This window comes from Sphingobium sp. BHU LFT2, from assembly GCF_018604485.1.
Lineage (GTDB): Bacteria > Pseudomonadota > Alphaproteobacteria > Sphingomonadales > Sphingomonadaceae > Sphingobium > Sphingobium yanoikuyae_A.
Genome location: NZ_JAFCGW010000006.1, coordinates 191,181 through 214,761, shown reverse-complemented (window position 1 = coordinate 214,761; position 23,581 = coordinate 191,181). Strand labels below are relative to the sequence as shown.

General features: G+C 64.7%; 20 protein-coding genes. 8 read left to right on the top strand and 12 right to left on the bottom strand.

Annotation, left to right across the window (positions count from 1 at the left end; genetic code table 11):
- The first annotated feature begins 101 nt into the window (after nucleotides 1-101).
- Together JQK15_RS14090 and JQK15_RS14085 are read left to right on the top strand one after the other, a co-directional pair.
- Nucleotides 102-1,715, top strand: a complete 1,614-nt coding sequence (locus tag JQK15_RS14090; RefSeq protein WP_004211166.1) for a bifunctional GNAT family N-acetyltransferase/carbon-nitrogen hydrolase family protein — start codon at nucleotides 102-104, stop codon at nucleotides 1,713-1,715.
- 79 nt (nucleotides 1,716-1,794) lie between these two features.
- Nucleotides 1,795-3,111 carry an MFS transporter gene (locus tag JQK15_RS14085; RefSeq protein ID WP_251007744.1) on the top strand — a complete coding sequence of 439 codons (1,317 nt, stop codon included), beginning with the start codon at nucleotides 1,795-1,797 and terminating at the stop codon, nucleotides 3,109-3,111.
- On the opposite strand, the gene glmS is transcribed toward JQK15_RS14085, so the two are convergent.
- The 3 genes from glmS to glmU all read right to left on the bottom strand — a co-directional run bounded on the left by glmS (nucleotide 3,098) and on the right by glmU (nucleotide 7,190).
- Nucleotides 3,098-4,921 (bottom strand): glutamine--fructose-6-phosphate transaminase (isomerizing), encoded by a 1,824-nt coding sequence (gene glmS, locus JQK15_RS14080; RefSeq protein ID WP_037510157.1) that lies wholly within the window; start codon nucleotides 4,919-4,921, stop codon nucleotides 3,098-3,100. The two genes, JQK15_RS14085 and glmS, sit on opposite strands and share 14 nt — an antisense overlap.
- A 116-nt stretch (nucleotides 4,922-5,037) precedes the next feature.
- The gene (locus JQK15_RS14075) at nucleotides 5,038-5,901 is read right to left on the bottom strand and encodes a metallophosphoesterase (RefSeq protein WP_214866141.1); all 864 of its coding nucleotides are present in this window, start codon (nucleotides 5,899-5,901) and stop codon (nucleotides 5,038-5,040) included.
- Nucleotides 5,898-7,190: a bifunctional UDP-N-acetylglucosamine diphosphorylase/glucosamine-1-phosphate N-acetyltransferase GlmU gene (gene glmU / locus JQK15_RS14070; protein WP_251007760.1), complete on the bottom strand. Its 1,293-nt coding sequence runs from the start codon at nucleotides 7,188-7,190 to the stop codon at nucleotides 5,898-5,900. The genes JQK15_RS14075 and glmU overlap by 4 nt, the downstream gene beginning before the upstream one ends.
- 154 nt (nucleotides 7,191-7,344) lie before the next feature.
- Here glmU and JQK15_RS14065 point away from each other — a divergent pair, with 154 nt between their 5' ends.
- From JQK15_RS14065 to JQK15_RS14055, 3 genes are all read left to right on the top strand, one after another.
- Nucleotides 7,345-8,013, top strand: coding sequence for an HAD family hydrolase (locus JQK15_RS14065; RefSeq protein WP_170978376.1), 669 nt, complete (start codon nucleotides 7,345-7,347; stop codon nucleotides 8,011-8,013).
- Nucleotides 8,010-8,771, top strand: a complete 762-nt coding sequence (locus JQK15_RS14060) for an enoyl-CoA hydratase/isomerase family protein (protein ID WP_214866140.1) — start codon at nucleotides 8,010-8,012, stop codon at nucleotides 8,769-8,771. The genes JQK15_RS14065 and JQK15_RS14060 overlap by 4 nt, the downstream gene beginning before the upstream one ends.
- 142 nt (nucleotides 8,772-8,913) lie before the next feature.
- Nucleotides 8,914-10,065, top strand: coding sequence for a GGDEF domain-containing protein (locus JQK15_RS14055; RefSeq protein ID WP_214866139.1), 1,152 nt, complete (start codon nucleotides 8,914-8,916; stop codon nucleotides 10,063-10,065).
- Here JQK15_RS14055 and JQK15_RS14050 read toward each other — a convergent pair.
- From JQK15_RS14050 to JQK15_RS14010, 9 genes are all read right to left on the bottom strand, one after another.
- A complete protein-coding gene (locus JQK15_RS14050) occupies nucleotides 10,041-10,316 on the bottom strand; it encodes a hypothetical protein (RefSeq protein ID WP_214866138.1) in 276 nt (91 codons plus the stop codon). The two genes, JQK15_RS14055 and JQK15_RS14050, sit on opposite strands and share 25 nt — an antisense overlap.
- Nucleotides 10,317-10,410: 94 nt before the next feature.
- On the bottom strand, nucleotides 10,411-11,811 hold the full coding sequence (lpdA, locus tag JQK15_RS14045) for a dihydrolipoyl dehydrogenase (RefSeq protein WP_125998727.1): 1,401 nt from the start codon (nucleotides 11,809-11,811) through the stop codon (nucleotides 10,411-10,413).
- Between the two features lie 107 nt (nucleotides 11,812-11,918).
- Nucleotides 11,919-13,157 carry a 2-oxoglutarate dehydrogenase complex dihydrolipoyllysine-residue succinyltransferase gene (gene odhB, locus JQK15_RS14040; protein ID WP_214866137.1) on the bottom strand — a complete coding sequence of 413 codons (1,239 nt, stop codon included), beginning with the start codon at nucleotides 13,155-13,157 and terminating at the stop codon, nucleotides 11,919-11,921.
- A gap of 8 nt (nucleotides 13,158-13,165) precedes the next feature.
- On the bottom strand, nucleotides 13,166-15,961 hold the full coding sequence (locus tag JQK15_RS14035) for a 2-oxoglutarate dehydrogenase E1 component (RefSeq protein ID WP_004211156.1): 2,796 nt from the start codon (nucleotides 15,959-15,961) through the stop codon (nucleotides 13,166-13,168).
- 98 nt (nucleotides 15,962-16,059) lie between these two features.
- Nucleotides 16,060-16,944 (bottom strand): succinate--CoA ligase subunit alpha, encoded by an 885-nt coding sequence (gene sucD, locus JQK15_RS14030; protein WP_004211155.1) that lies wholly within the window; start codon nucleotides 16,942-16,944, stop codon nucleotides 16,060-16,062.
- A gap of 99 nt (nucleotides 16,945-17,043) precedes the next feature.
- Entirely contained in the window at nucleotides 17,044-18,006 is a 963-nt protein-coding gene (mdh, locus tag JQK15_RS14025; protein ID WP_010337480.1) for a malate dehydrogenase, read from the bottom strand.
- Nucleotides 18,007-18,322: 316 nt separating this feature from the next.
- Nucleotides 18,323-19,435 carry a cell division protein ZapE gene (gene zapE, locus JQK15_RS14020; RefSeq protein WP_004211152.1) on the bottom strand — a complete coding sequence of 371 codons (1,113 nt, stop codon included), beginning with the start codon at nucleotides 19,433-19,435 and terminating at the stop codon, nucleotides 18,323-18,325.
- Nucleotides 19,432-19,893, bottom strand: coding sequence for a PaaI family thioesterase (locus tag JQK15_RS14015; RefSeq protein WP_048937829.1), 462 nt, complete (start codon nucleotides 19,891-19,893; stop codon nucleotides 19,432-19,434). The genes zapE and JQK15_RS14015 overlap by 4 nt, the downstream gene beginning before the upstream one ends.
- A gap of 1 nt (nucleotide 19,894) precedes the next feature.
- Nucleotides 19,895-20,683, bottom strand: coding sequence for a succinate dehydrogenase iron-sulfur subunit (locus JQK15_RS14010; protein ID WP_004211148.1), 789 nt, complete (start codon nucleotides 20,681-20,683; stop codon nucleotides 19,895-19,897).
- Nucleotides 20,684-20,961: 278 nt separating this feature from the next.
- On the opposite strand from JQK15_RS14010, the gene JQK15_RS14005 reads away from it, so the two are divergent.
- From JQK15_RS14005 to JQK15_RS13995, 3 genes are read left to right on the top strand one after another with little or no spacing between them, the layout of a single operon-like run.
- The gene (locus JQK15_RS14005) at nucleotides 20,962-22,041 is read left to right on the top strand and encodes a CDP-glycerol glycerophosphotransferase family protein (protein ID WP_214866136.1); all 1,080 of its coding nucleotides are present in this window, start codon (nucleotides 20,962-20,964) and stop codon (nucleotides 22,039-22,041) included.
- On the top strand, nucleotides 22,038-23,141 hold the full coding sequence (locus JQK15_RS14000; protein ID WP_099234035.1) for a CDP-alcohol phosphatidyltransferase family protein: 1,104 nt from the start codon (nucleotides 22,038-22,040) through the stop codon (nucleotides 23,139-23,141). Before JQK15_RS14005 ends, JQK15_RS14000 begins: the two co-directional genes overlap by 4 nt.
- Nucleotides 23,138-23,569: an HIT family protein gene (locus tag JQK15_RS13995; protein ID WP_214866135.1), complete on the top strand. Its 432-nt coding sequence runs from the start codon at nucleotides 23,138-23,140 to the stop codon at nucleotides 23,567-23,569. The genes JQK15_RS14000 and JQK15_RS13995 overlap by 4 nt, the downstream gene beginning before the upstream one ends.
- The last annotated feature ends 12 nt before the right edge of the window (nucleotides 23,570-23,581 follow it).

The window sequence follows — 23,581 nt, the reverse complement described above, 5'->3', positions numbered from 1 at the left end:
ACTGATCGCTTCCTGAAGCTTTCAATACGGAAACGGAACGAGGCGGCGCCGCATCCCGGCGCCGCCTTTTCCTTTTCGGATTGATGCGACGGGAGCAAAGAATGACCACGACAGCCAAGAAGCGCCTGGAAGTCCGGGCGGCGGTGCCCGGCGATGTGCGCGGCATCCAGCGGCTGATCGCCCGCGCCTATCCCGGCATGCCCAATTATTCGCTGGCCACCATCCGCGGCCAGATCAACAATTTCCCCAATGGCTGCTTCGTCGCCCTCTATGACAGCAAGGTCGTGGGCTATTGCGCCACCATGCGCGTCAGCAAGGCGATGGCCTTTTCCCATCATGACTGGGAGGAGATCACCGCCAACGGTTTCGGCACCCGCCACAGCGCCGCGGGCGAATGGCTTTATGGCTATGAGATGGCGGTCGATCCCAAGCTGCGCGGGCTGCGCATCGGCCAGCGCCTCTATGACGAGCGCAAGGAACTGGCCGAGGAACTGGACCTACACGGCATCGTCATTGCGGGCCGCATGCCCGGCTATGCCCGCGCCAAGCGCCGCGCCGGCAGCCCGGCCGACTATCTGGAAAAGGTGGTCAGCGGCAAGCTGCGCGACCAGGTCATCAGCTTCCAGTTGAAGAACCAGTTCGAGCCGCTGGGCGTGCTGGAAAATTACCTGCCCGAAGACAAGCAGTCGGACGGCCATGCCGCCCATCTGGTCTGGCGCAACCCCTATGTCGACCCGGACGAGGCACCCGAAATGCGGGTGCCGCGCGGCGTCGAAAGCGTCCGCCTCGCCACCTGCCAGCTCCAGGCGCGCGCGGTGAAGGATTTCGACGAGTTCGTCCGCAACATCGAATATTTCGTCGATGTGGCGGCCGATTATCGGTCGGACTTCATCGTCTTCCCCGAGCTGTTCACCCTGCCCCTGCTCTCCTTCGAGACCAAGAAGCTCTCCCCGATCGAGGCGATCGACAAGCTGACCGGCTATACCCCGCGCCTGACCAAGGAACTGACGCGGATGGCGCTGGAATATAATATCAACATCATCGGCGGATCGCACCCCACCCGCGCCGACGATGGCGACATCCAGAATATCGCCTATGTCGCGCTGCGCGACGGATCGGTCCACACCCAGGAAAAGATCCACCCGACCCCCAACGAAGCCTTCTGGTGGAACATCAAGGGCGGCGACGCGCTCGACGTGATCCAGACCGACTGCGGCCCGATCGGCGTGCTGATCTGTTATGACAGCGAATTTCCCGAACTGGCCCGGCGCCTGGTCGATCAGGGCGCGCGCATCATCTTCGTCCCCTTCTGCACCGACTCGCGCCTGGGCTATATGCGCGTGCGCTATTGCGCGCAGGCCCGCGCGATCGAGAATCAATGCTATGTCGTGATGTCGGGCAATGTCGGCAACCTGCCGAACGTCGACAATATGGACATCCAATATGCCCAGAGCGCGATCCTGACGCCGTGCGACCTGCCCTTCGCGCGGGACGGCATCGCGGCCGAGGCGAGCGAAAATGTCGAGACGCTGACCATGGCGGACGTGAACCTGGCCGACCTCAGCTGGGCGCGGGCCGAAGGCACGGTCCGCAACCTGCGCGACCGCCGCTTCGACCTCTATCATATCGACTGGGACAGCAATCCCGACCACAGCCACGCGCCAAGCGGTGGCCCGGTGCCGGCCGGTGGCCATAATTCGCCGGGCGGCGGCTGACGCCCCGCTTTCCCGACAAATCTATTGCGAACGCGAGTCAAAAGCGCTTCATTTTCCCCTTGCCGCCTCGGCGGTCCCATTGGGGAGACATGTCATCGCTTTTATCGCACCCGCCACCCCGATCACGCCTTCGGCGGTTTCGGATCTATCCTGGTCCGCCCGCGCCCTGTTCACGGTGCTGTTCCTGGGCGTGACCGCCGGCGTGCAGATGAGCGATCGCGGCGTCCAATCGGTCCTGCTGGCCGACATACAGGCCAGCTTCGGCGTCGGTGACGCAACGATCGGCGCGCTTCAGGGGCTGGCGGGCATATTAGTCGCGAGTGCCATTGCGGTACCGATCGCCCGACTGGCCGACCGCATGTCGCGCAAGCATGTGCTGATCGGCCTCATCATCGGATGGAGCGCGTTGATGGCGCTAAGCGCTCTGGCGCCCAACTTCCCCCTCTTCTTCATCGGCCGCGCGGCATCGGGCGTCACCGAATTCGCGATGATCCCGATCGTCTATTCGATGATCCCCGATCTGGTCGCCGATCGCCACCGCGTCGCCGCCAACCTGTCCTTCGCCGCGCTGATGGCCGCCGGCGCCAGTGCCGGCTTCTATTTTGGTGACGTACTGGTCCATCAGGCCGACATGGTCTTTGCCTTCGCGCTGGAACCCTGGCGCAAGGCGATCCTGCTGCTTTCGCTCGCCGGCATCCCGCTGGTCGCGGTCGGCCTGCTGACCTTTGATCCACCGCGCGGCATCACCGCCGACGACAGTCCGGCATCGGCATCGCTGCTGCTGTTCCTGCGGCAACGCTGGCAGGCGGTCGGCCTGTTCGTCGGCGTGGCCGGCAGCCTGATGATCGCGGTACAGGCGCTCAATCCACTGATCGCTCTGGCGCTGGAGCGGCGCTTCCAGGCCGACATGCGCGTGATCGGCCAGGCACTGGGCATCATCACCTTGCTGACCAGTATCGGCTGCCTGCCCGTCGCCGGCTTCCTCGACCGACTGCTCGGCCGGCGCATGGGGCTTGCCGCCCGGCCGCTGATCATGGGTGCAGGCGCGCTGCTCACGATCCCCTGCGCCGTACTGCTCTTTTCGATCAGCCGGATCGATCAGGCGCTGATCCTGGTCGCCGCCTTCCTGTTCCTGACCTGCACCGCCAATGCGCTGGTGCCGACCATGTTGCAGGATCTGACGCCGGCCACGCTGCGCGCACGCAGCTTCGCGGTCTGGAGCTTCGTCGTTTCGATCTTCTGCGCGATCGGTCCGCTGATCGCCGGCAGCCTGTCCGACCTCGCTCTTGGCGGGCGGTTGCTGTCGGCGATCGCGGCGACGGCGATTCCGGCGCTCCTCATCTCCGCCCTGTGTGCAGGCCGGTCGATGCGGAGCACGTCGATCACTCCACCGTGACGCTCTTTGCTAGGTTGCGCGGCTGATCGACGTCGGTGCCCTTGAGTACGGCGACATGATAGGCCAGCAACTGCACCGGCACGGCATAGACCATCGGCGCGATCAGCGGGTGGACCTTGGGCATGGTGATGGTGGCAAGGCAGCCTTCGCCCGCCGCCTGCACGCCGTCATAGTCGGAAATCAGCACCACCTTGCCGCCGCGCGCCTGCACTTCCTGCATGTTGCTGACGGTCTTTTCGAACAAGGGGCCGCTGGGCGCGATGCAAATCACCGGCACCAGTTCGTCGATCAGCGCGATCGGGCCGTGCTTCATCTCGCCGGCGGCATAGCCCTCGGCATGGATATAGCTGATTTCCTTGAGCTTCAGAGCGCCTTCCAGCGCCAGCGGATAGTCGGTGCCGCGGCCGAGATACAGGACATCGCGCGCCGGCACGATATGATGGGCCATCGCCTCGATCGCCTCGTCATAGGCGAGCGCGCCGTTGATCGCGGCGGGCGCTTCGGCGAGGTGGCGGACGATTTCCTTCTCATCCTTGGCGCTGAGCTTGCCCTTGGCCCGCGCCAGATTGGCGGCAAAGGCGGCCAGCACGGCCAACTGGCAGGTAAAGGCCTTGGTCGAGGCGACGCCGATTTCCGGGCCGGCATGGGTCGGCAGCAGCAGGTCGGCCTCGCGCGCCATCGAACTGGTCGGCACATTGACGACGACGGCGATCTTCTGCCCCTGGGCGCGGGCATAGCGCAGCGCGGCGAGCGTGTCGGCGGTTTCGCCCGACTGGCTGATGAACAGGGCCAGGCCGCCCTCCTCCATCACCGGCTCGCGGTAGCGGAATTCGGAGGCGAAATCCAAATCGACCGGCACGCGGGCGAATTGTTCGAACCAGTAGCGCGCGACCATGCCGGCATAGAAGCTGGTGCCGCAGGCGACGATGGTGACGCGGCGAATGGTCGACAGGTCGAAATCCGGGATCGGCAGCGATACGCGATCATCCATCCGCTGCAGATAGGCCTTGAGCGTCTGGGCCACGACGACCGGCTGCTCATAGATTTCCTTCTGCATGAAGTGGCGATGATTGCCCTTGTCGATCATCGCACCGGACACGCCGCTGATAGTGACGGGGCGTTCGACCGGGTTGTTGTCCTTGTCGAAAATCTCGGCGCCGTCCTTGGTGATGACGACCCAGTCGCCCTCGTCCAGATAGGCGATGCGCTGGGTCAGCGGCGCCAGCGCCAGCGCGTCGGACCCCAGGAAGGTCTCGCCATCGCCATAGCCCACGACCAGCGGCGAACCGAGGCGCGCGCCGATCAGCATGTCGGGATGGCTCTTGAACAGGATGGCGAGCGCGAAGGCGCCGTGCAGGCGCGGCAACACCTGCGCCACGGCCTCCTTCGGCGCCACGCCCTGCTCCACCAGTTCGCTCACCAGATGGGCGACCACTTCGGTGTCGGTCTGGCTGTCGAAGGTGCGGCCGCGGGCAATCAGTTCGTCGCGCAGCGGCTTGAAATTCTCGATGATGCCATTGTGGACCAGCGCCACTTCGCCGGTCGCATGGGGGTGCGCGTTGCTGGTGGTCGGTGCCCCATGGGTCGCCCAGCGGGTATGGGCGATGCCGGTGGTGCCGGCCAGTGGCGAGGCGGCCAATTCCTTGACCAGATTGTTGAGCTTGCCCTCGGCCCGGCGGCGATCGATCCGGCCATCATGCACGGTAGCGACGCCGGCACTGTCATAGCCGCGATATTCCAGCCGCTTGAGGCCATCGACCAGCCGCTCCGCGACCTGATCCTTACCAATAATTCCGATGATACCGCACATGGTGGAAAGCCCCGCCGAACCAGATTAGTCAGATAGCGTCCATATAGGACAGCTTTGTCGCCATGCCATTAATGCCGGTCAGGCGACAGCGCCATGGCTGAGCCATGAAAAGAATGTCATCGAGGCCGGATGGTGATCAGCCAGATATCGGGCGGCGCCAGCATGCGGAAGGGCAGGCCGCTGGTGCCCACGCCCCCGGACACGATCATCGCCTTCTTGCCATCCTGATAACGGCCACAGGCATAGCGGGTGCCATAGCGGGAGGGGACATAGACGATCCCGGCAAAGGGCAATGCCACCTGACCGCAATGGGTATGGCCGACCAGGGTCAGCGACGGCGCATCGGGCAGCAGCGGGAAGACGTCGGGTCCATGCGACAGGATCACCGGCGCGCCACCAATGTCCTGCATCGCTTTCAGCGTATCGGGTATGTCGGGCTTGCGGGTATAGATATCCTTGAGGCCGCCGATCGCCAGCGGCCCGCGCCGCACCGCGCCATCCTGTACTAGAGTGATGCCCAGATCGGCAAAGGCGCGCTGCCAGTCATCGGCGCTCAGCGCCACCCGGTTCTTCCTGCTGCGGCTGTCATGATTGCCCAGCACCGCGACCACGCCCATCGGCGCGCGCAGCCCGGCAAAGGGGGCGATCGCGTGGCGCGCATCATAGGTCGCGCCCCATTTATTGTCGCCGATATAGTCGCCGCCCAGCAGGATCAGGTCGGGCTTGAGGCCGTTGATCCGGGCCACGATCCGCGCCATCCGCGCCGGGCTGTTGTCCGGCCCGGACAGATGCGTGTCGGTCAGCAGCGCGACCGTGAACGGCTGCTGCGACGTACCTGCCGGGAAAGGCAGCACGACATCGGCGCGCCGCACGACCGGCATGGCGCGCGCATTCATCAACAGCCAGAGCGGCCCTGCCACCGCGATCAGCAACAGGAGCAGCAGAGCGGACAGAAACGGCCGGCGCCGGATGAAGCTCAAGCCTTCGCCTTCCGCTCGCGCATGCGGGTGCGGAACGCCGCCGCCCAGCCCGGCTTGCTTTCCTGCTGCGGGCGGACGAGGCACAGCGCGTCGGCCGGAACCGGCTTGGTCACGACGCTGCCTGCCGCGACGATGGCGCCATCGCCGATCGTCGCCGGCGCGACCAGCGCGCTGTTGGAGCCGATGAAGGCGCCCGCCCCGATCTGCGTCTTGTATTTGAAGAAGCCGTCATAGTTACAGGTGATGGTGCCCGCACCGATATTGGCCGCTGCGCCGACGCTGGCGTCGCCGATATAGGACAGGTGATTGACCTTCGCCCCTTCGTCTAGGCGCGCCTTCTTGATCTCGACGAAATTGCCGACCTTGGCCTTGGGGCCGATGTCAGCGCCCGGACGCAGCCGGGCATAGGGGCCGATGTCGGCGCCGCTGGCGATGGTAGCCCCCTCCAGATGGGAGAAGGCATGGATGACAACATTGTCGGCGATGGTGACACCCGGACCGAAGACGACATTGGGTTCGACCGTCACATCGCGGCCCAGCACCGTGTCGTACGAGAAGAAGACGGTCTGCGGCGCGACCAGGGTCACGCCCTCGCGCATCGCCTCGGCCCGGCGGCGGTCCTGCCACACGGCTTCGACGCCGGCCAGTTCGGCGCGGCTGTTCACGCCGGCCACTTCCCACGCTTCGGTCTCGATCACGGCGCCGTTCGCACCGGGCAGCATGATGATGTCGGGCAGATAATATTCGCCGGCCGCATTGTTGTTGCCGATCTGGTCCAGCAGCACGAAAAGGTCGCTCGCCCGCACCGCCATCAGGCCGCTATTGCACAAGGTGACGGCGCGCTCGGCCTCGCTCGCATCCTTAAACTCGACCATCTTCTCGATGATGCCCTGGCCATCGGCGATGATCCGGCCATACGCAGCGGCGTCCTCCGGGCGAAAGCCCAGCACCACCGCGCGCGGCTCGTCGCCCCGGCTCAACCGATCGAGCATCGCCTTCATGGTCGCGCCGCTGACCAGCGGCACGTCGCCATAGAGGATCAGCACGTCGCCGGCGAAGCCCGCCAGCGCATCATGCGCCTGCGCCACGGCATGACCGGTGCCAAGCTGTTGGTCCTGCACGGCGATGGCGACGCCGCTGCCCTCGACCGCCTTTTCCACCTGCTCGCGGCCGGCGCCGACCACGACCACCTGCCGCTCGGGCAGCAGGTCCGCGACGCTGGCAAGCAGGTGCAGCAGCATCGGCCGCCCGGCGATCGGGTGCAGCACCTTGTGCGTGCCGGACTTCATCCTTGTGCCCTGCCCGGCGGCAAGGATGACGACTGCTAGGGGGCGAGGTGCGGTCACGGCGAGCGCGTCCTTTTCGTTCAAGTGGTCTGGAATATCACGGCTCTCTGCCATGTTTGCCTTGCCATTGCCACCGCCGACGCGGCATGGCGATGCCATGGCACGCTTATCCTTCGACATTGTCGGCTTCGACCTCGACGGCACCCTTCTCGACACCAGCGGCGATCTGGCCGCGGCGGTCAATTATGCGATCGGCACGATCGGCCGAGCCCCCTTCCCGGTCGATTCCATCCGGCCCTTCGTCGGCAAGGGGGCCAAGGTGATGCTGCAGCGCGCGCTCGACGCGTCGGGCGGCTATGACGAAGCGATCCTCGACCAGACGCTGCCGATCCTGCTCGATTATTATGAGCAGAATCTGGCGCTCTACTCCCTGCCCTATCCCGGCATGATGGCAATGCTGGATGCGCTGGCGGAGCGCGGCGTGCGGCTCGCCATCTGCACCAACAAGGCGGAACGCTTCACGATTCCCTTGCTGCACCAATTGGGCCTGTTCGACCGCTTCGCCTCGGTCGTGGCCGGTGACACGGTCGGCATTGCCAAGCCCGATCCGGCGCCGATCCATGCGATGATCGAGCGGGCCGGCGGCGGCCGCACCATCTTCCTGGGCGACACGATCAACGACATTGCCGGCGCCCGCAATGCCGGCATTCCCAGCATCGCGGTCAGCTTCGGCTTCCTCGACGGCCCGGTCGAAAATCTGGAGGCCGACGGCGTGATCCACCATTTCGACGAACTGGTGCCGATGCTGGAAGCCTGGCCGGCATGACCTTGCGCCTGGAGCGGGACGGCGCGATCGCCCGGCTGCTGATCGACCGGGCCGATCGCCGCAACGCCATGACCCAGAAGATGTGGGAGGCGCTGCCCCATCTGGTCGCCGATGCCATGGCCGATGCGGATATCCGTGTGCTGATCCTGGCCTCGGCCACGCCCGGCCTGTTCTGCGCCGGCGCCGACATCAACGAATTTGCCGCCTGCTCGGGCGACGCTGACTGGCGCGCCGCCAACCAGGCCGCGATCCGCGCCACCCAATATGCGCTGGCCCATGCCGACAAGCCGGTGATCGCGGCGATCGACGGCGATTGCGTCGGCGGCGGATGCGGCCTGGCGATCGCCTGCGACCTGCGCATCGCGGCCCCCACCGCGCGCATGGGCATCACGCCCGCCAAGCTGGGCATCGTCTATTCGCTGTTCGACACCCGCCTGCTGGTCGATCTGGTCGGGGCGGCACGGGCCAAGCGCATCCTCTTCACCGGCGCGCTGCACGATGCCGAGGCGGCCCTTGCCATCGGCCTGGTCGACGAGATCGCGACCGATCCGCTGGCCGCCGCCGATGCGCTCGCGCGCGACATTGCCGCCAATGCCCAGCATAGCGTGCGCGCATCCAAGGCGATGGTCCGCCGCATCCTCGACGGTCAGGCGGATGACGACATGGTGACGCTGGAAATGTTCCGCGACGCCTTCACCTATCCCGACTTTGCCGAAGGCGTCGCGGCGTTCCGCGAGAAGCGGAAACCGCGTTTCTGATCCAGGTTAGGCAGTTTCCCGCTCGGCCCGCCGCAACCGTTACGCTCTCTTAACCATCGACATTTACCGGAAAATGCAGGATGGCGCTCCTGCATGACGCGACGTCATGCCGTCATGCTGCACAAAGGATCGGTCGCGCCTCGTGGGTGAGAATTTCGCCTTCTTCCTGCCCATCATGATGGCCAGCTTCGGCGTCGCCTTCCTCATCGTCTGGGGCTGGGGCGCGCGCGAAGCGGGCTGGTGGAGCGGCGCCTTCTTCAGCGTCGCCATGGGCTTTGCCGTGCCGGTCGCGTTCGACTTCCTGCCGACCGACCTGTGGGGCATCGTCGCCGACACCGCCTTTGCCACCGGATTCCTGCTGTTCAGCCAGGCGCTGCTGACGCGCTGGCGCCCCAATTGGGTGCTGGGGCTGCGCATCGCCATCTGGGCGATATCGATCCTGATCTGCAGCTTTGCGGTGATGCGGGACATCGTCCCGCTGGAACTGGTGTCGTCCGACTTCGGCTGCTTCCTGCTGATTTCCATTCCGCTGATTGCGGGCCGTGGCCAGTTGCGCGGCTGGCCCGATCGCGCCCTCTATGCCGCCGTCACTCTGGTCGCGCTCGACAATCTGCTGCGCGGCAGCAGCGTGTCCTTCACCCTGCCCGGCGGCGTCGCGTTCCGCGACAGCCAATATGCCTTCCTGATGCAGGCATTGGCCTGCATGTTCGGCCTGTTCCTGGCCCTATCAGCGCTCGCGGCGGCCATGCAGGACGTTCTCACCCGCTATCGCCATGATGCCCATGTCGATCCGCTGTCGGGCCTGCTCAACCGCCGCGGGTTCGAGGAAGCGGTGGCGCGCCATGATGCCGGCGGCAGCCTGATCGCCTGCGACATCGATCATTTCAAGCGGGTCAACGACGCCCATGGCCATGGGCTGGGCGACCGGGTAATCGTCGCGCTGGCCGATGCCCTGCGGGCGCTGGCCCCGGCCGATGCGGCCATCGCCCGCTTCGGCGGCGAGGAGTTCATCCTCTTCCTGCCCGGCGCAGACCCCGCCATGGCGACCGGCATTGCCGACGCGATCCGGCTGCGCTTTGCCGAACAGGCGGCAAGCCGGCTTGGCCTGCCCGGCCCGCTCACCGCCAGCTTCGGCCTCACCAGCCTGCATCGCGCCGACCGCTCGATCCATGATGCGATCGCCCGCGCCGACAGCGCGCTCTATGAAGCGAAGGAAAAGGGCCGCAACCGCGTCGCCATTCGGCCCGCGCTGGCGCCCGCCGGCGATGCTCAGTCGAGCCGTGCCATCGCCTGAAGAAAGGCGTCGCGCGCGGCCTGGCGCTTGAGCCGCCGGCGTCGCAGCAGGATCGCGACCGCGCCGAAGGGCAGACACACCGCCAGCCCCAGGGCCGTCTGCGGCAATATCTGCAACGTCATTTCGGGATGGCGGACGATCGCGATGATGTCGGCCAGCGCGGTCAGCACCGAAAAGATGATCCACAGCGCAAAGAACAACCGCTCAGGATTGACCGACGGCACCGACTGGCTGGAGGGGAACTGGTTCATGCACGTCCGATAGAGCAGCGCGCCTCCTTCCCCAAAAGAAAAAGGCCCCCGCTTGGCGGAGGCCCCTTCCCTTATCCTGCGATCGCGCAGTCGATCACATGTGGATCGGCTTGCCGGTCACGGCCATCGCCGCTTCCTTGATCGCTTCGCTGTGCGTCGGGTGCGCATGACAGGTATAGGCGATGTCTTCGCTCGACGCGCCGAATTCCATGGCCTGCGCCGCCTGCGCGATCATCGTGCCGGCGACGGTCGCGATGATCCACACGCCCAGCACCTTGTCGGTTTCGGCGTCGGCGATGATCTTCACGAAGCCGTCGGGCTCGTGATTGGTCTTCGCGCGGCTGTTCGCCATCATCGGGAACTTGCCAACCTTGACGGCGCCACGTTCCTTGGCGGCTTCCTCGGTCAGGCCCACGCCCGCGATTTCCGGCTTGGTGTAGACCACCGAGGGGATCACGTCATGGTTCACGATGCCGGTCAGGCCCGCGATATTCTCGGCGACGGCAATGCCTTCGTCCTCGGCCTTGTGCGCCAGCATCGGGCCGGGGATGACGTCGCCAATCGCCCAGACGCCCGGAACCTTGGTGCCGAACTCATGGTCGGTCTCGATCTGACCGCGCGCGTTCAGCTCCAGGCCGATCTTGTCGAGGCCCAGGCCTTCGGTGTTGGGACGACGACCGATCGACACCAGGACGACGTCCGCTTCGATCTTCTCGGCTTCGCCACCAGCGGCGGGTTCGACGGTCAGGGTCACGCCCGACTTGCCGACTTCGGCGCCGGTCACCTTGGTGCCGAGCTTATATTCGAAGCCCTGCTTCTTGAAGATCTTGTTCGCTTCCTTGCGGACTTCGCCGTCCATGCCGGGCAGGATCTGGTCGAGATATTCGACCACGGTCACCTTGGCGCCCAGGCGCTTCCACACCGAACCCAGTTCCAGACCGATGACGCCGCCACCGACGACGACCAGATGGCCCGGAACCTTGTCCAGTTCCAGCGCGCCGGTCGAATCGACGATCTTGCCGCCTTCATTGTCCACGGCCACGCCCGGCAGCGGGGCGACCGACGAACCGGTGGCGATGACGATGTTCTTCGCCGTCACCTTCTCGCCATTCACTTCGACGGTGTTGGCGCCGGTGAAGCTGGCCAGGCCCTTGAGCCAAGTCACCTTGTTCTTCTTGAACAGATATTCGATGCCGCCGGTCAGGCCCTTGATGGCATCGACGCGCTGGCCCTGCATGGTGGGCAGGTCCAGGCTCATCTTGTCGATCTTGACGCCCAGCTTGGCGAGCGCGCCATTGGCGGCCTCGTCATAAAGTTCCGAGGCGTGCAGCAGCGCCTTCGACGGGATGCAGCCGACATTGAGGCAGGTGCCGCCAAGCGTCTCGCGGCTTTCAGCGCAGGCGGTCTTCAGGCCCAGCTGCGCAGCGCGGATCGCGGCGACATAGCCACCCGGGCCAGCACCGATAACCAGGACGTCATAATCGAAATCGGACATGGGGTTTTCCCTTCTCCAGTCATGCCAGCCTAACTGGCATCGCTCTGCCCCAAATCAAGGGCAAGAGGCGCCCCGGCCGAAGCCGGGGCAACAATAAATGGTGATTATTACAGGTCGATCAGCAGACGGGTCGGATCCTCGATCGCGTTCTTGACCGCGACAAGGAAGGTCACCGCTTCACGACCGTCGATCAGGCGATGGTCATAGCTGAGCGCCAGATACATCATCGGGCGGATCACGATCTGGCCGTTACGGACGACCGGGCGGTCCTCGATGCGGTGCAGGCCCAGAACCGCCGACTGGGGCGGATTGATGATCGGGCTGGACAGCAGCGAACCGAACACGCCGCCGTTGGAGATGGTGAAGGTGCCGCCCTTCATATCTTCCATCGTCAGCTTGCCTTCCTTGGCCTTCTTGCCGAAGCCGCCGATGGTCTTTTCAATGGCAGCGACGCTCAGGCTTTCCGCATTGCGGATGACCGGAACGACCAGGCCGGTCGGGGCCGAAACGGCGACCGAGATGTCGGCGAAGTCGTTATAGACGATCTCGTCGCCTTCGATCTGCGCGTTGACGCCCGGAATGTCCTTCAGCGCCATGCAGACGGCCTTGGTGAAGAAGCCCATGAAGCCCAGACGGACGCCATGCTTCTTCTCGAACAGATCCTTGTACTTGGCGCGCGCCTCGATGACGTTGGTCATGTCGACGTCGTTGTACGTGGTCAGCAGCGCGGCGTTGTTCTGCGCTTCCTTCAGACGCTTGGCGACGGTCTGGCGCAGGCGGGTCATCTTGACGCGTTCCTGCTTGCGGCTGGGACCAGCGGCCGGGGCGTCGGCGGCAGGCGCCGAAGCCGGGGTCGCGGCAGCCGCCTTGGCAGTGCCGGCGGCGACGGCGGCCATGACGTCGTCCTTGGTCAGACGGCCGTCCTTGCCGGTGCCCTTGATCTTGCTCGGGTCAAGACCATGCTCCAGCACCAGGCGGCGGACCGCCGGCGACAGGGTCAGGCTACCGCCTTCGTCTTCGTCCGATGCAGCCGGGGCCGAAGCGGCCGGCGCGGGTGCAGCGGCTTCCGCCTTGGCAGCGGCAGCAGCCGGTGCGGCAGCAGCGGCACCGCCTTCGTTCACATAGGCCAGCAGCGCGCCTACCTCGACAGTGTCGCCTTCCTTGGCGACCAGATCACCCATGACACCGGCGACCGGCGAGGGCACGTCGACCGCGACCTTGTCGGTTTCCAGGCTGACGATCGGCTCGTCGGCCTTGACCGCTTCACCCGGCTTCTTGAGCCACTGACCGACGGTTGCTTCGGTAACGGATTCGCCCAGCGTGGGGACTTTGACTTCGGTTGCCATGTGCTTTCTCAGCCTTTCTTCTGGCGACGGATTTCTTCACGAACGCTGTGACCCAGCGCATCGGCGACGAGGGCGCCCTGTTCGGACACATGGCGCGAGGCCAGGCCCGTGGCAGGCGATGCCGAAGCCTTGCGGCCGGCATAGCGGGCGCGCTTGGGCGCCTTGCCGGCCTTGGCCAGCGCTTCCTCGATATAGGGTTCGACGAAGGACCAGGCGCCGTTGTTGCGCGGTTCTTCCTGACACCAGACGACATCTTCCAGATTGGTCATGCGCTCGATGCGCGTGGCCAGTGCGTCGGTCGCGAACGGATAAATCTGTTCGATACGGACGATCTGGGTGTTGGCGTCGCCGGCGGCGTCGCGGGCTTCCATCAGGTCGTAGAAGACCTTGCCCGAGCAGAGCACCAGGCGCTTGGTATCCTTGTCGGCCGACCCATTGGGGTCCGACAGGATGCGCTTGAAGTGCGTTTCGCCCAGGAAGTCCTCGGCCTTGCTGACGGCGGCCTTGTGACGCAGCAGCGACTTGGGCGCCATGATGATGAGCGGCTTGCGGAAGGGCCGCAGCATCTGGCGACGCAGCGCGTGAAAGTAATTGGCCGGGGTCGTGATGTTCGCGACCTGGATATTGCCTTCGGCGCAGAGCTGCAGATAGCGTTCCAGACGCGCCGAGCTATGCTCGGGCCCCTGGCCTTCATAGCCGTGCGGCAGCAGGCAGACGAGGCCGTTGGACCGCAGCCACTTGGTTTCCGACGACGCGATATACTGGTCGAAGATGATCTGCGCACCGTTGGCGAAATCGCCGAACTGCGCTTCCCAGATCACCAGGCTCTTCGGGTCCGCCAGGGCAAAACCATATTCGAAGCCCAGCACGCCATATTCGGACAAAGGCGAGTCCAGCACTTCGAAACGGCCATGCGGCACGGTCGAAAGCGGGATATACTTGGCCTCGGTGTCCTGGTCGGTCCAGACCGCGTGACGCTGGCTGAAGGTGCCGCGACCCGAGTCCTGACCCGACAGGCGAACGCCATAGCCTTCCGACAGCAGCGAACCGAAGGCCAGGGCCTCGCCGGTCGCCCAGTCGAAATTGGCACCCGACTTGAACATCTCGGCCTTGGCATCCAGCACACGCTTCAGCGTCTTGTGGACATTATGGCCTTCGGGAACCGTGGTCAGCGTGCGGCCCAGGCTGTCGAACAGCTTCTGGTTGATCGCCGATTCCACGCTCTGGCGCGCGGTTTCGGCATCGGCCGGCTTGTGCAGGCCCGACCAGCGACCGGCGAACCAGTCGGCCTTGTTGGCCTTGTAGCTCTTGGCGGCTTCGAACTCGTCTTCCAGATGGGCGACGAACTCGTCGGTCGAACCGGAGACGAACGCGTCGTCCACCACGCCTTCCGCCTTCAGGCGCGCGGCATAAATGTCGCTGACCGGCGGATGCTGGCGGATTTCCTTGTACATCAGCGGCTGGGTGAAGCCCGGCTCGTCGCCTTCGTTATGACCGAAGCGGCGATAGCACCACATGTCGACGACGACGTCGCGATGGAATTTCTGGCGATATTCCATGGCCAGCTTGGTCGCGAAGGTCACGGCTTCGGGATCGTCGCCATTGACGTGCAGGATCGGTGCCTGGACACCCTTCGCCACATCCGACGGATAGGGCGAGCCGCGCGAGAATTGCGGGCTGGTGGTGAAGCCGATCTGGTTGTTGATGATGAAGTGGACGCAGCCGCCGGTGTTGTAGCCGCTGACGCCCGAGAAGCCGAGGCATTCCCAGACGATGCCCTGGCCGGCAAAGGCCGCGTCGCCGTGGATCAGCACGGGCAGAACCTGCTCATGCTTGGTGAGGTCGTCGCGGAAGGTCTGCTGCGCGCGGACCTTGCCCAGCACCACCGGATCGACGGTTTCAAGGTGCGACGGGTTGGGAACCAGCGACATGTGGACCTTGACGCCGTCGAACTCACGGTCGGTCGAGGTGCCGAGATGATATTTCACGTCGCCCGAACCACCCACGTCTTCGGGGTTGGCGGTGCCGCCCGAGAATTCGTGGAAAATGACGCGGAAGCCCTTGGCCATGACGTTGGCAAGGACGTTCAGGCGGCCGCGATGGGCCATGCCGAACACGATCTCGCGCACGCCCGATGCGCCACCATATTTGATGACCGCTTCGAGCGCGGGGATCATGGACTCGCCACCGTCGAGGCCGAAGCGCTTGGTGCCGACATATTTGCGGCCCAGGAACTTCTCATACTGCTCGCCCTGGATGACCTTGGCCAGGATCGCCTTCTTGCCCTCGGGCGTGAAGTGGATTTCCTTGTCCTTGCCCTCCAGGCGTTCCTGCAGGAAGCGGCGCTCTTCGACGTCCGCGATATGCATATATTCAAGGCCGACATTGCCGCAGTAATTCTGGCGCAGGATCGTCACGATCTCCGCGACGGTCGCGTACTGCAGGCCCAGCGTGCCGCCCAGGAAGACCTTCTTCGACGCATCGGTCAGGCCATGATATTCCGGGGTCAGGTCCGCCGGCAGGTCACGCTTGGCCAGGCCCAGCGGATCGAGATTGGCGGCCAGATGACCGCGCACGCGATATGTGCGGATCAGCATCTGCGCGCGGATTGCGTCCTCGGCAGCCGATGCGATATCGGCCTCGGAAACAGCGGCACCCTGCGCCTTTGCAGCAGCCTTCACGGCCACCTGCATCTGCGTCGGGTCCATCGCCCCGGTCAGGTCGTCGGTGTCCGCCAACGGCCAGTTGGGGCGTGCCCAGCTCGGCCCCTGTTCGATCTCGAAATCCTGGTTCTCGTAACCCATCGTCTTGTGTCCCATGCATGCCGCGTGCAGTCGCGGAGCGGGAAAGTGCGGCCGGGGTGCAGCCCGGCCGCGTTTCCATATCATATTTTAAAGGCGGATCAGCCCTTCAGCACTTCCAGCAGGGTCTCGCCCAGCAGGCTCGGGCTGGCAGCGACCTTGATGCCGGCCGCTTCCATCGCCGCGATCTTGCTTTCCGCGTCGCCCTTGCCGCCCGACACGATCGCGCCGGCGTGGCCCATGCGACGGCCCGGAGGCGCCGTGCGACCCGCGATGAAGCCGGCCATCGGCTTCTTGCGGCCCTTCTTGGCTTCGTCGATCAGGAACTGGGCAGCCTGCTCTTCCGCGTCGCCGCCGATTTCACCGATCATGATGATCGATTCGGTGGCGTCGTCGGCCAGGAACAGTTCCAGCACGTCGATGAAGTTGGTGCCGTTGACCGGGTCACCGCCGATGCCGACGGCCGTGGTCTGGCCCAGGCCCGCATTGGTGGTCTGGAACACGGCCTCATAGGTCAGCGTGCCCGAACGCGACACGACACCGACCGACCCCTTCGAGAAGATGTTGCCGGGCATGATGCCGATCTTGCATTCGCCCGGCGTCAGCAGGCCGGGGCAGTTCGGGCCGATCAGGCGCGACTTCGAACCCGACAGGGCGCGCTTCACCTTGACCATGTCCAGAACCGGGATGCCTTCGGTGATCGCGACGATCAGCGGGATTTCGGCATCGATCGCTTCCAGGATCGAGTCGGCCGCGAACGGCGGCGGAACATAGATGACCGAGGCGTCGGCGCCGGTCTTCGACTTGGCTTCGGCAACGGTGTCGAACATCGGCAGACCGATGTGGGTCGTGCCGCCCTTGCCGGGGGTCACGCCGCCAACCATCTGCGTGCCATAGGCAAGAGCGGTTTCGGTGTGGAAGGTGCCGGTGGCACCGGTCATACCCTGGGTGATGACCTTGGTGTTCTTGTTCACCAGAATGGACATATGTGTCCCTTTATTCTCTGTGGACGTGGCACTTGGGTCTAAAGCGACCCGTCCCAGGCTGCGCACTTACCTGGAACGGGACGGTGCAAGCTGGTTGGCTCAGGCGAGCGAGGGATCGATACCCTTGCAGGCTTCCAGCAGTTCCTTGACGGCGTCGACCGACACCTGGAGGTTGGCCTTGGCTTCGTCGTTCAGTTCGATCTCGATGACCTGCTCGACGCCGTCCTTGCCGATGATGACCGGCACGCCGACATAGAGATTGTCGACGCCATACTGGCCGGTCAGGTTCGCGGCGCAGGGCAGCAGGCGCTTCTTGTCGCCCAGATAGGCTTCAGCCATGGCGATCGCGCTGGTGGCGGGCGCATAGAAGGCCGAACCGGTCTTGAGCAGCGCGACGATCTCGCCGCCGCCCGAACGGGTGCGCTTGACGATGGCGTCGATGCGCTCCTGGGTCGAACGGCCCTGCTTGATCAGGTCGGGAACAGGGATGCCGGCGACGGTCGAATATTCGATCACCGGAACCATGGTGTCGCCATGGCCGCCGAGCACGAAGCTGGTGACGTCCTTGGCCGAGACGTTGAATTCTTCCGCCAGGAAGTGGTTGAAGCGCGAGCTGTCCAGAACGCCGGCCATGCCGACGACCTTGTTCGCGGGCAGGCCCGAAAATTCGCGCAGCGCCCAGACCATCGCGTCGAGCGGGTTGGTGATGCAGATGACGAAGGCGTCGGGGGCGTTGGCGGCGATGCCCTCGCCCACGGCCTTCATGACCTTGAGGTTGATGCCCAGCAGGTCGTCGCGGCTCATGCCCGGCTTGCGGGCGACGCCGGCGGTGACGATGATGACGTCCGCGCCCGCGATATCGGCATAGTCGTTGGAACCGGTGATCTTCGCATCGAAGCCTTCGACCGAGGCGCACTGCGACAGGTCGAGAGCCTTGCCCTGGGGAACGCCTTCGACGACGTCGAACAGGACGATGTCACCGAGTCCCTTGAGAGCCGCGAGATGCGCGAGCGTGCCGCCGATATTGCCAGCGCCAATGAGCGCGATCTTCTTACGGGCCATATGCAATCATCCTCCAAGATGTGAACTCTGGAATTGTCAGTGCGCCTACGCCCATATTGTGGGGGTTTCAACCAAACAAAGCCCCCTATGGCAAATTATCTTTGCAATTCATTCGCAGTTGCATTAGAGGCTTTTTCACACCCTGTCGCTCCTGGTCTCCTACCCTGGACCTAGAGCCTTCCCTGCAGCGGTAGCCTGCCGGATGCTTCCCAAGTGGAAGCATCCGGTCTGTTTTTCCGTAAGAAAGTTGCGCCCTGATGAACGTCGACGCAAGCGGCGATAGGGCGAAATGCGCGCACGACGGGGTGCGCCGCGCTTATTTGGGACCGTGACCCAGCGCGAGATAATCGTCGGACTGCATTTCCATCAGCCGCGACACGGTCCGCTCGAATTCGAACGCCCCATCCCCTTCGGGATAGAGGCGCATCGGCTCGGCATCGGCCGAGGCGAGCAATTTGACCTTATATTCGTAGAGCGAGTCGATCAGCGTGACGAAGCGCGCTGCCTCGTTGCGCTTCTCCGGCCCCAGCACCGGAATGCCGACGATGATGACCGTATGATATTTGCGCGCGATCGCCAGATAGTCGGGCGCGCCGCGCGCCTCGACGCACAGCCGCTTGAACGAGAAGACGGCAACGCCCTTCAGGCTCTTGGGCACATGCATGGTGCGCCCGCCCTGAACGACAATCTCCTCCGAGGGCACCTTGGCCCGATCCTCGACCGAAAAGTCGGTCAGGCGGAAAAAGGCCTCCGACAGCGCCCTGGTCGCCTCCGGCCCATTGGGCACATGCCACAGCTTCGAGTCGCCCAGGCGGTCGCGGCGATAATCGACCGGACCGTTCAGCGTCATCACGTCCAGCTTCGCCTTGATGAGGTCGATGAAGGGCAGGAACAGCTGGCGATTGAGGCCATTCTTGTAGAGTTCGTCGGGCTCGCGGTTGGAGGTGGTGACGATCGTCACCCGCTTTTCCAGCAGCCCCGTGAACAGGCGCGACATGATCGCCGCATCGGCCATATTGTTGACGACCATCTCGTCGAAGCAGAGCAGCCGCGCCTCTTCGGCCAGCGACTCGACCACCGGCGGGATCGGATCGCCCGACTCGGACTTGCGCGCCTCGGCCAGGCGGGCATGCACGTCGAGCATGAATTCATGGAAATGGGCGCGCTTCTTGCGCTGCACATGGACCGTGTCGAAGAACAGGTCCATCAGCATCGACTTGCCGCGCCCGACGCCGCCCCACATGTAGAGGCCCCGCGGCGGCTCGGGCTGCTTGCGCAGCAGCTTCCACAGCGTCGAGCCACGCGCCGGCGTCGCTTCCAGATCATGCTGAAGCTGGTCGAGTCGCACGGCGGCGGCACGCTGGTCCGGGTCGGGCCGCAATTCGCCAGCCGCGACCAGCGCATCATAACGGGCGATGACGCTGGTCACTGCGCCTTGGGCGCCTTGCGCAGCGTGGCGGTGGACGCCGCGACCGGCTCGCCCTCCTGGGTGATCAGCATGCGCAGGAACATGAGACGCCCGGTCTCGCGCAGCAATTCCACCTCGGCCAGCAGGTCGGGACCGACCTTTCCCGCGCCCAGATATTGCATCGACAGGTCGATGGTCACGCCGTTCACCTGATCGCGATAACCCATCGCCCACAGGCCGCCAAAATAGGCATGATCGGCAAAGGCGGCGAGGAAGCCGCCATGCAGCGTATCGAGCCGGTTGCGGTGGCTGGTGCGGGTTTCCAGCGCGACATGCGCCTTCTTCTCGCCCAGCCCGCGCATATAACCGCGGCCGATGGCCTGCAGGAAGGTGTCGGGATGCGGATCGTGCCAGGCGGTCCAGCCCGACCATTTCCCTTCGTTCAGCGGTCGCCCGCCTGCAACACCGTCGCTGGTCAACTTACAGCTGCCGTTCGACCATCATCTTCTTGGTCTCCGCGATCGCCTTGGCCGGGCTCAGGCCCTTGGGGCAGACGTTCGCGCAGTTCATGATGGTGTGGCAGCGATAGAGGCGGAAGGGATCTTCCAGCTCGTCGAGGCGCTCGCCGGTGAACTCGTCGCGGCTGTCGGCCAGCCAGCGATAGGCCTGCAGCAGGATCGCCGGGCCCAGGAACTTGTCGCTGTTCCACCAGTAGCTGGGGCAGCTGGTCGAGCAGCAGGCGCACAGGATGCACTCATAAAGGCCATCCAGCTTCTCGCGATCAGCGGGCGACTGCAGCCGCTCCTTGCCGCTCGGCGCCGGGCTGACGGTTTGCAGCCAGGGCTTGATGCTGTTGTACTGGGCGTAGAAGTGGGTGAAGTCCGGCACCAGATCCTTGATGACGTCCATGTGCGGCAGCGGGGTGATCTGCACCTGCTTGCCGGCGCACTCGTCGATCGCGGTGGTGCAGGCCAGGCCGTTCTTGCCGTTCATGTTCATCGAGCAGGAACCGCAAATGCCTTCGCGGCACGAACGGCGGAAGGTCAGGGTCGAGTCATACTCGTTCTTGATCTTCAGCAGCGCGTCGAGAACCATCGGGCCGCAATTGTCGAGATCGATCTCGAACGTGTCGTAGCGCGGATTCTCGCCCGAGTCCGGATCGTAGCGATAGACCTTGAAGCTGCGGACATTGGTCGCGCCCTCGGGCGCCTTGTGGGTCACGCCCTTGCCGCTGATCTTGCTGTTCTTGGGCAAAGCAAATTCGGCCATCGCTCGTCGAGCCTCTTCGTCGATGTCTGTCTGATGGGGGTCCGCATAACGAAAAATCTGCAAAGGTCCAGCACTGAGACCATGATTCTGCCCCGGCGGGCCTTGTTGCAAATCGATTGCAAATAATCATTGCCGAAGAGGGGCTTCGGCTTGCGTCCCGCGCCAGCCACGCTAGAGCGACCTCGTTTCGCTCCCCCCTCGCATTGCGACACGGGGCGAAGTAAAGCAAACGCAGGTCATGCCCCTGCGGCGGCGAATATCTGTGGGGACCGCCTTCATTGCCGATCGACATCGCCTTTCTTGCCATCGCCGAAGCGCAGCAGGTGTTTCACTGGCTGCCGGCCGCCCTTGAACTGGGCAAGCGCGCGGATGTGCGCGTCCATGTGCTTTCGCCCTCGCGCCTGATTCTCGATCTGGTTGCCAGCTATGATCCCGAAGGGCGGCTCGACCTCATCAAGCTGCGTCGCCCCTCGACCAAGCCCGACTCCCTGTTCCGCCTGCCCTCGCGGCTGGCGACGTTGCTGCTCAACTATCGCGCCATCGCCCGCTTCCCGACCCTGGTGACGACGGAGATTACCAGCGCCTGGCTGAAACGGGTGCCCGGCTTTGCCACCCGCCTGATCCTGATCAAGCATGGCGCGGGCGACCGGGCCGGCGGCTACAAGCAGCGCCACGCCGATTTCGACCTGACCATCGTCGCGGGCGAGAAGGACCGGCGGCGGATGATCGAATATGGCCTTTGCACCGAAACCAATTGTCTGGTCGGCGGCTATGCCAAGTTCGAACTGCGCGCGCCGCGCCGGCCCTTGTTCGACGATGACAAGCCGGTGCTGCTCTACAATCCGCATTTCGACCCGGACCTGTCCTCCTGGGTCAGGCACGGGCCGCAGGTCATGGCCGCGCTCGAAGCGCTGCAGGGCTGGAACGTCATCATCGCGCCACATGTGAAGCTCGCCCGTCGCATCCCGCCGATCCACAGCGGCAGCCCGCATATCCGTGTCGACATGGGCAGCCGCCACTCGATCGACATGAGCTACACAACCAGCGCCGACGCCTATCTGGGCGACGTGTCGAGCCAGGTTTACGAGTTTCTGCTCACCCCCCGCCCCTGCATCTTCCTCAACATCGACCATCATGACTGGCGCGAGGATCAGGCCTTCGCCCATTGGCGTCTGGGCCAGGTGATCGACCGCGCCGATGCGCTTCAGGGCGCGCTCGATCGGGTAGCGGGCTTGCAACCGGGCCTGGTTGCTGCTCAGGAAGCGGCAATGCAGGATAGTATCGATCTTTCCCCGGTCCCCGCCTCGCAGCGGCAGGCCGCCCTCATCCTCGATTTTGCGCAGAAGGCACAGGCATGATGCAGACGATCAGCACCACCCTCGGCCCGGTTCGCCTGCTCGGCGAGAACGCGACCCCGATCTGGGGCATGTCCAACGCCGAACGCAATCGCCGCATGGCGGAAAGCGCGGCCAAGAATGGCAGCACGCTGGCGCCGGGCCATGAACTGGTCTTCAACCTCGCCTATGCCTTCGACCCGCTGCTGCTGCGGCTGGTGCTGGAAACGCCCGGCACGATGTTCGCCTGGGCCGGCCAGCCGATCGTCGGCCAGGTGCCGGCGGGCAGCGACCCGATGCAGGCCAGCGGCCTCATCGACCTGTCGGACGGGCGCAAGCTCTACAATCGCCAGCTGCGCAAGCTGGAACAGCCGATGGTGCGCGAACTGGTGCCCCAGACCCGCAAGGCGATCGAACGGCAAAGCTATTTCGGCGCCTATAAGGGCGTGACCGACCTGCTGACCAAATATCTCTGGCCCGAACTGGCACTGATCCTGACGCGCATCGCCGCGCAGCTGAAGATGACGCCGAACATGGTGTCGGTGATCGGCGTGACGCTGTGCCTGGTCGCCACCTTCCTGTTTGCCAAGGGGCTGTTCTGGACCGGCTTCCTGTGCGGCTTCATCTTCATGGTGCTCGACACGGTGGACGGCAAGCTCGCCCGCTGCACCATCACCTCGTCCAAATGGGGCAATGTGATCGACCATGGCGTCGACCTGGTCCACCCGCCCTTCTGGTGGTATTTCTGGGGCGTGGGCCTCACCTATTGGGGGCTGGGCCTGTCGGCCGGCACCTTCACCTTCATCATGACGGCCGTGATCGCGGGCTATATCCTCCAGCGCCTGATCGAAGGGATGTTCCTCAAGGACTTCAAGATGGACATCCATGTCTGGCGCCCGTTCGACAGCCAGTTCCGCCTGATCACCGCGCGCCGCAACCCGAACATGGTGATCCTGTTCGTGGCGCTGCTGTTCGGCCGGCCCGACATCGGCCTGATCGCGCTTGCCTGGTGGACCATCATCTCGCTGGTCGTCCATGCCGTGCGCCTGGCCCAGGCCTATATCGTCCACCGCTCCGGCCGGCCGATCGTCAGCTGGATGGACGAAGCGGAAGCCGCCGCATGAACGCCACCATCGCCAAGTTCGGCTGGCCCGCGACGCTGGTGGCCGAATTCGACCATTGGGTCGTGCTGCTGCGCCCGGCCCAGCCGACACTGGGATCGCTGATACTGGCAGCCAAGAGCGACGCGACCGCGTTCGGCGATCTGCCGGGCGCCGCGCATGCAGAACTCAAGACCGTCACCGCCGCGATCGAGGCTGCGCTGACCCGCGCGGTAGGCTATGCCAAGATCAATTATCTGATGCTGATGATGGTCGACCCGCATGTCCATTTCCACGTCATCCCCCGCTATGACGGGGAGCGCAGCGCCGCCGGCCTGACCATTGCCGACGCCGGCTGGCCGGGCCAGCCCGACCTTGGCAGCGCGGTCAAGATTGACAGCGAAGCTGACACGGCACTGCGCGATTGGCTGAAGGGGCATTTCGCCCTCTGATCGGACGGATCG

Excerpts from the sequence above, each read along its gene's own strand:
- JQK15_RS14090 (WP_004211166.1), top strand. The coding sequence starts at position 102 with ATGACCACGACAGCCAAGAAGCGCCTGGAAGTCCGGGCGGCGGTGCCC.
- glmS (WP_037510157.1), bottom strand. The coding sequence starts at position 4,921 with ATGTGCGGTATCATCGGAATTATTGGTAAGGATCAGGTCGCGGAGCGG.
- glmU (WP_251007760.1), bottom strand. The coding sequence starts at position 7,190 with ATGAAGTCCGGCACGCACAAGGTGCTGCACCCGATCGCCGGGCGGCCG.
- JQK15_RS14065 (WP_170978376.1), top strand. The coding sequence starts at position 7,345 with ATGGCACGCTTATCCTTCGACATTGTCGGCTTCGACCTCGACGGCACC.
- JQK15_RS14060 (WP_214866140.1), top strand. The coding sequence starts at position 8,010 with ATGACCTTGCGCCTGGAGCGGGACGGCGCGATCGCCCGGCTGCTGATC.
- JQK15_RS14050 (WP_214866138.1), bottom strand. The coding sequence starts at position 10,316 with ATGAACCAGTTCCCCTCCAGCCAGTCGGTGCCGTCGGTCAATCCTGAG.
- lpdA (WP_125998727.1), bottom strand. The coding sequence starts at position 11,811 with ATGTCCGATTTCGATTATGACGTCCTGGTTATCGGTGCTGGCCCGGGT.
- odhB (WP_214866137.1), bottom strand. The coding sequence starts at position 13,157 with ATGGCAACCGAAGTCAAAGTCCCCACGCTGGGCGAATCCGTTACCGAA.
- JQK15_RS14035 (WP_004211156.1), bottom strand. The coding sequence starts at position 15,961 with ATGGGTTACGAGAACCAGGATTTCGAGATCGAACAGGGGCCGAGCTGG.
- sucD (WP_004211155.1), bottom strand. The coding sequence starts at position 16,944 with ATGTCCATTCTGGTGAACAAGAACACCAAGGTCATCACCCAGGGTATG.
- mdh (WP_010337480.1), bottom strand. The coding sequence starts at position 18,006 with ATGGCCCGTAAGAAGATCGCGCTCATTGGCGCTGGCAATATCGGCGGC.
- JQK15_RS14010 (WP_004211148.1), bottom strand. The coding sequence starts at position 20,683 with ATGGCCGAATTTGCTTTGCCCAAGAACAGCAAGATCAGCGGCAAGGGC.
- JQK15_RS14000 (WP_099234035.1), top strand. The coding sequence starts at position 22,038 with ATGATGCAGACGATCAGCACCACCCTCGGCCCGGTTCGCCTGCTCGGC.
- JQK15_RS13995 (WP_214866135.1), top strand. The coding sequence starts at position 23,138 with ATGAACGCCACCATCGCCAAGTTCGGCTGGCCCGCGACGCTGGTGGCC.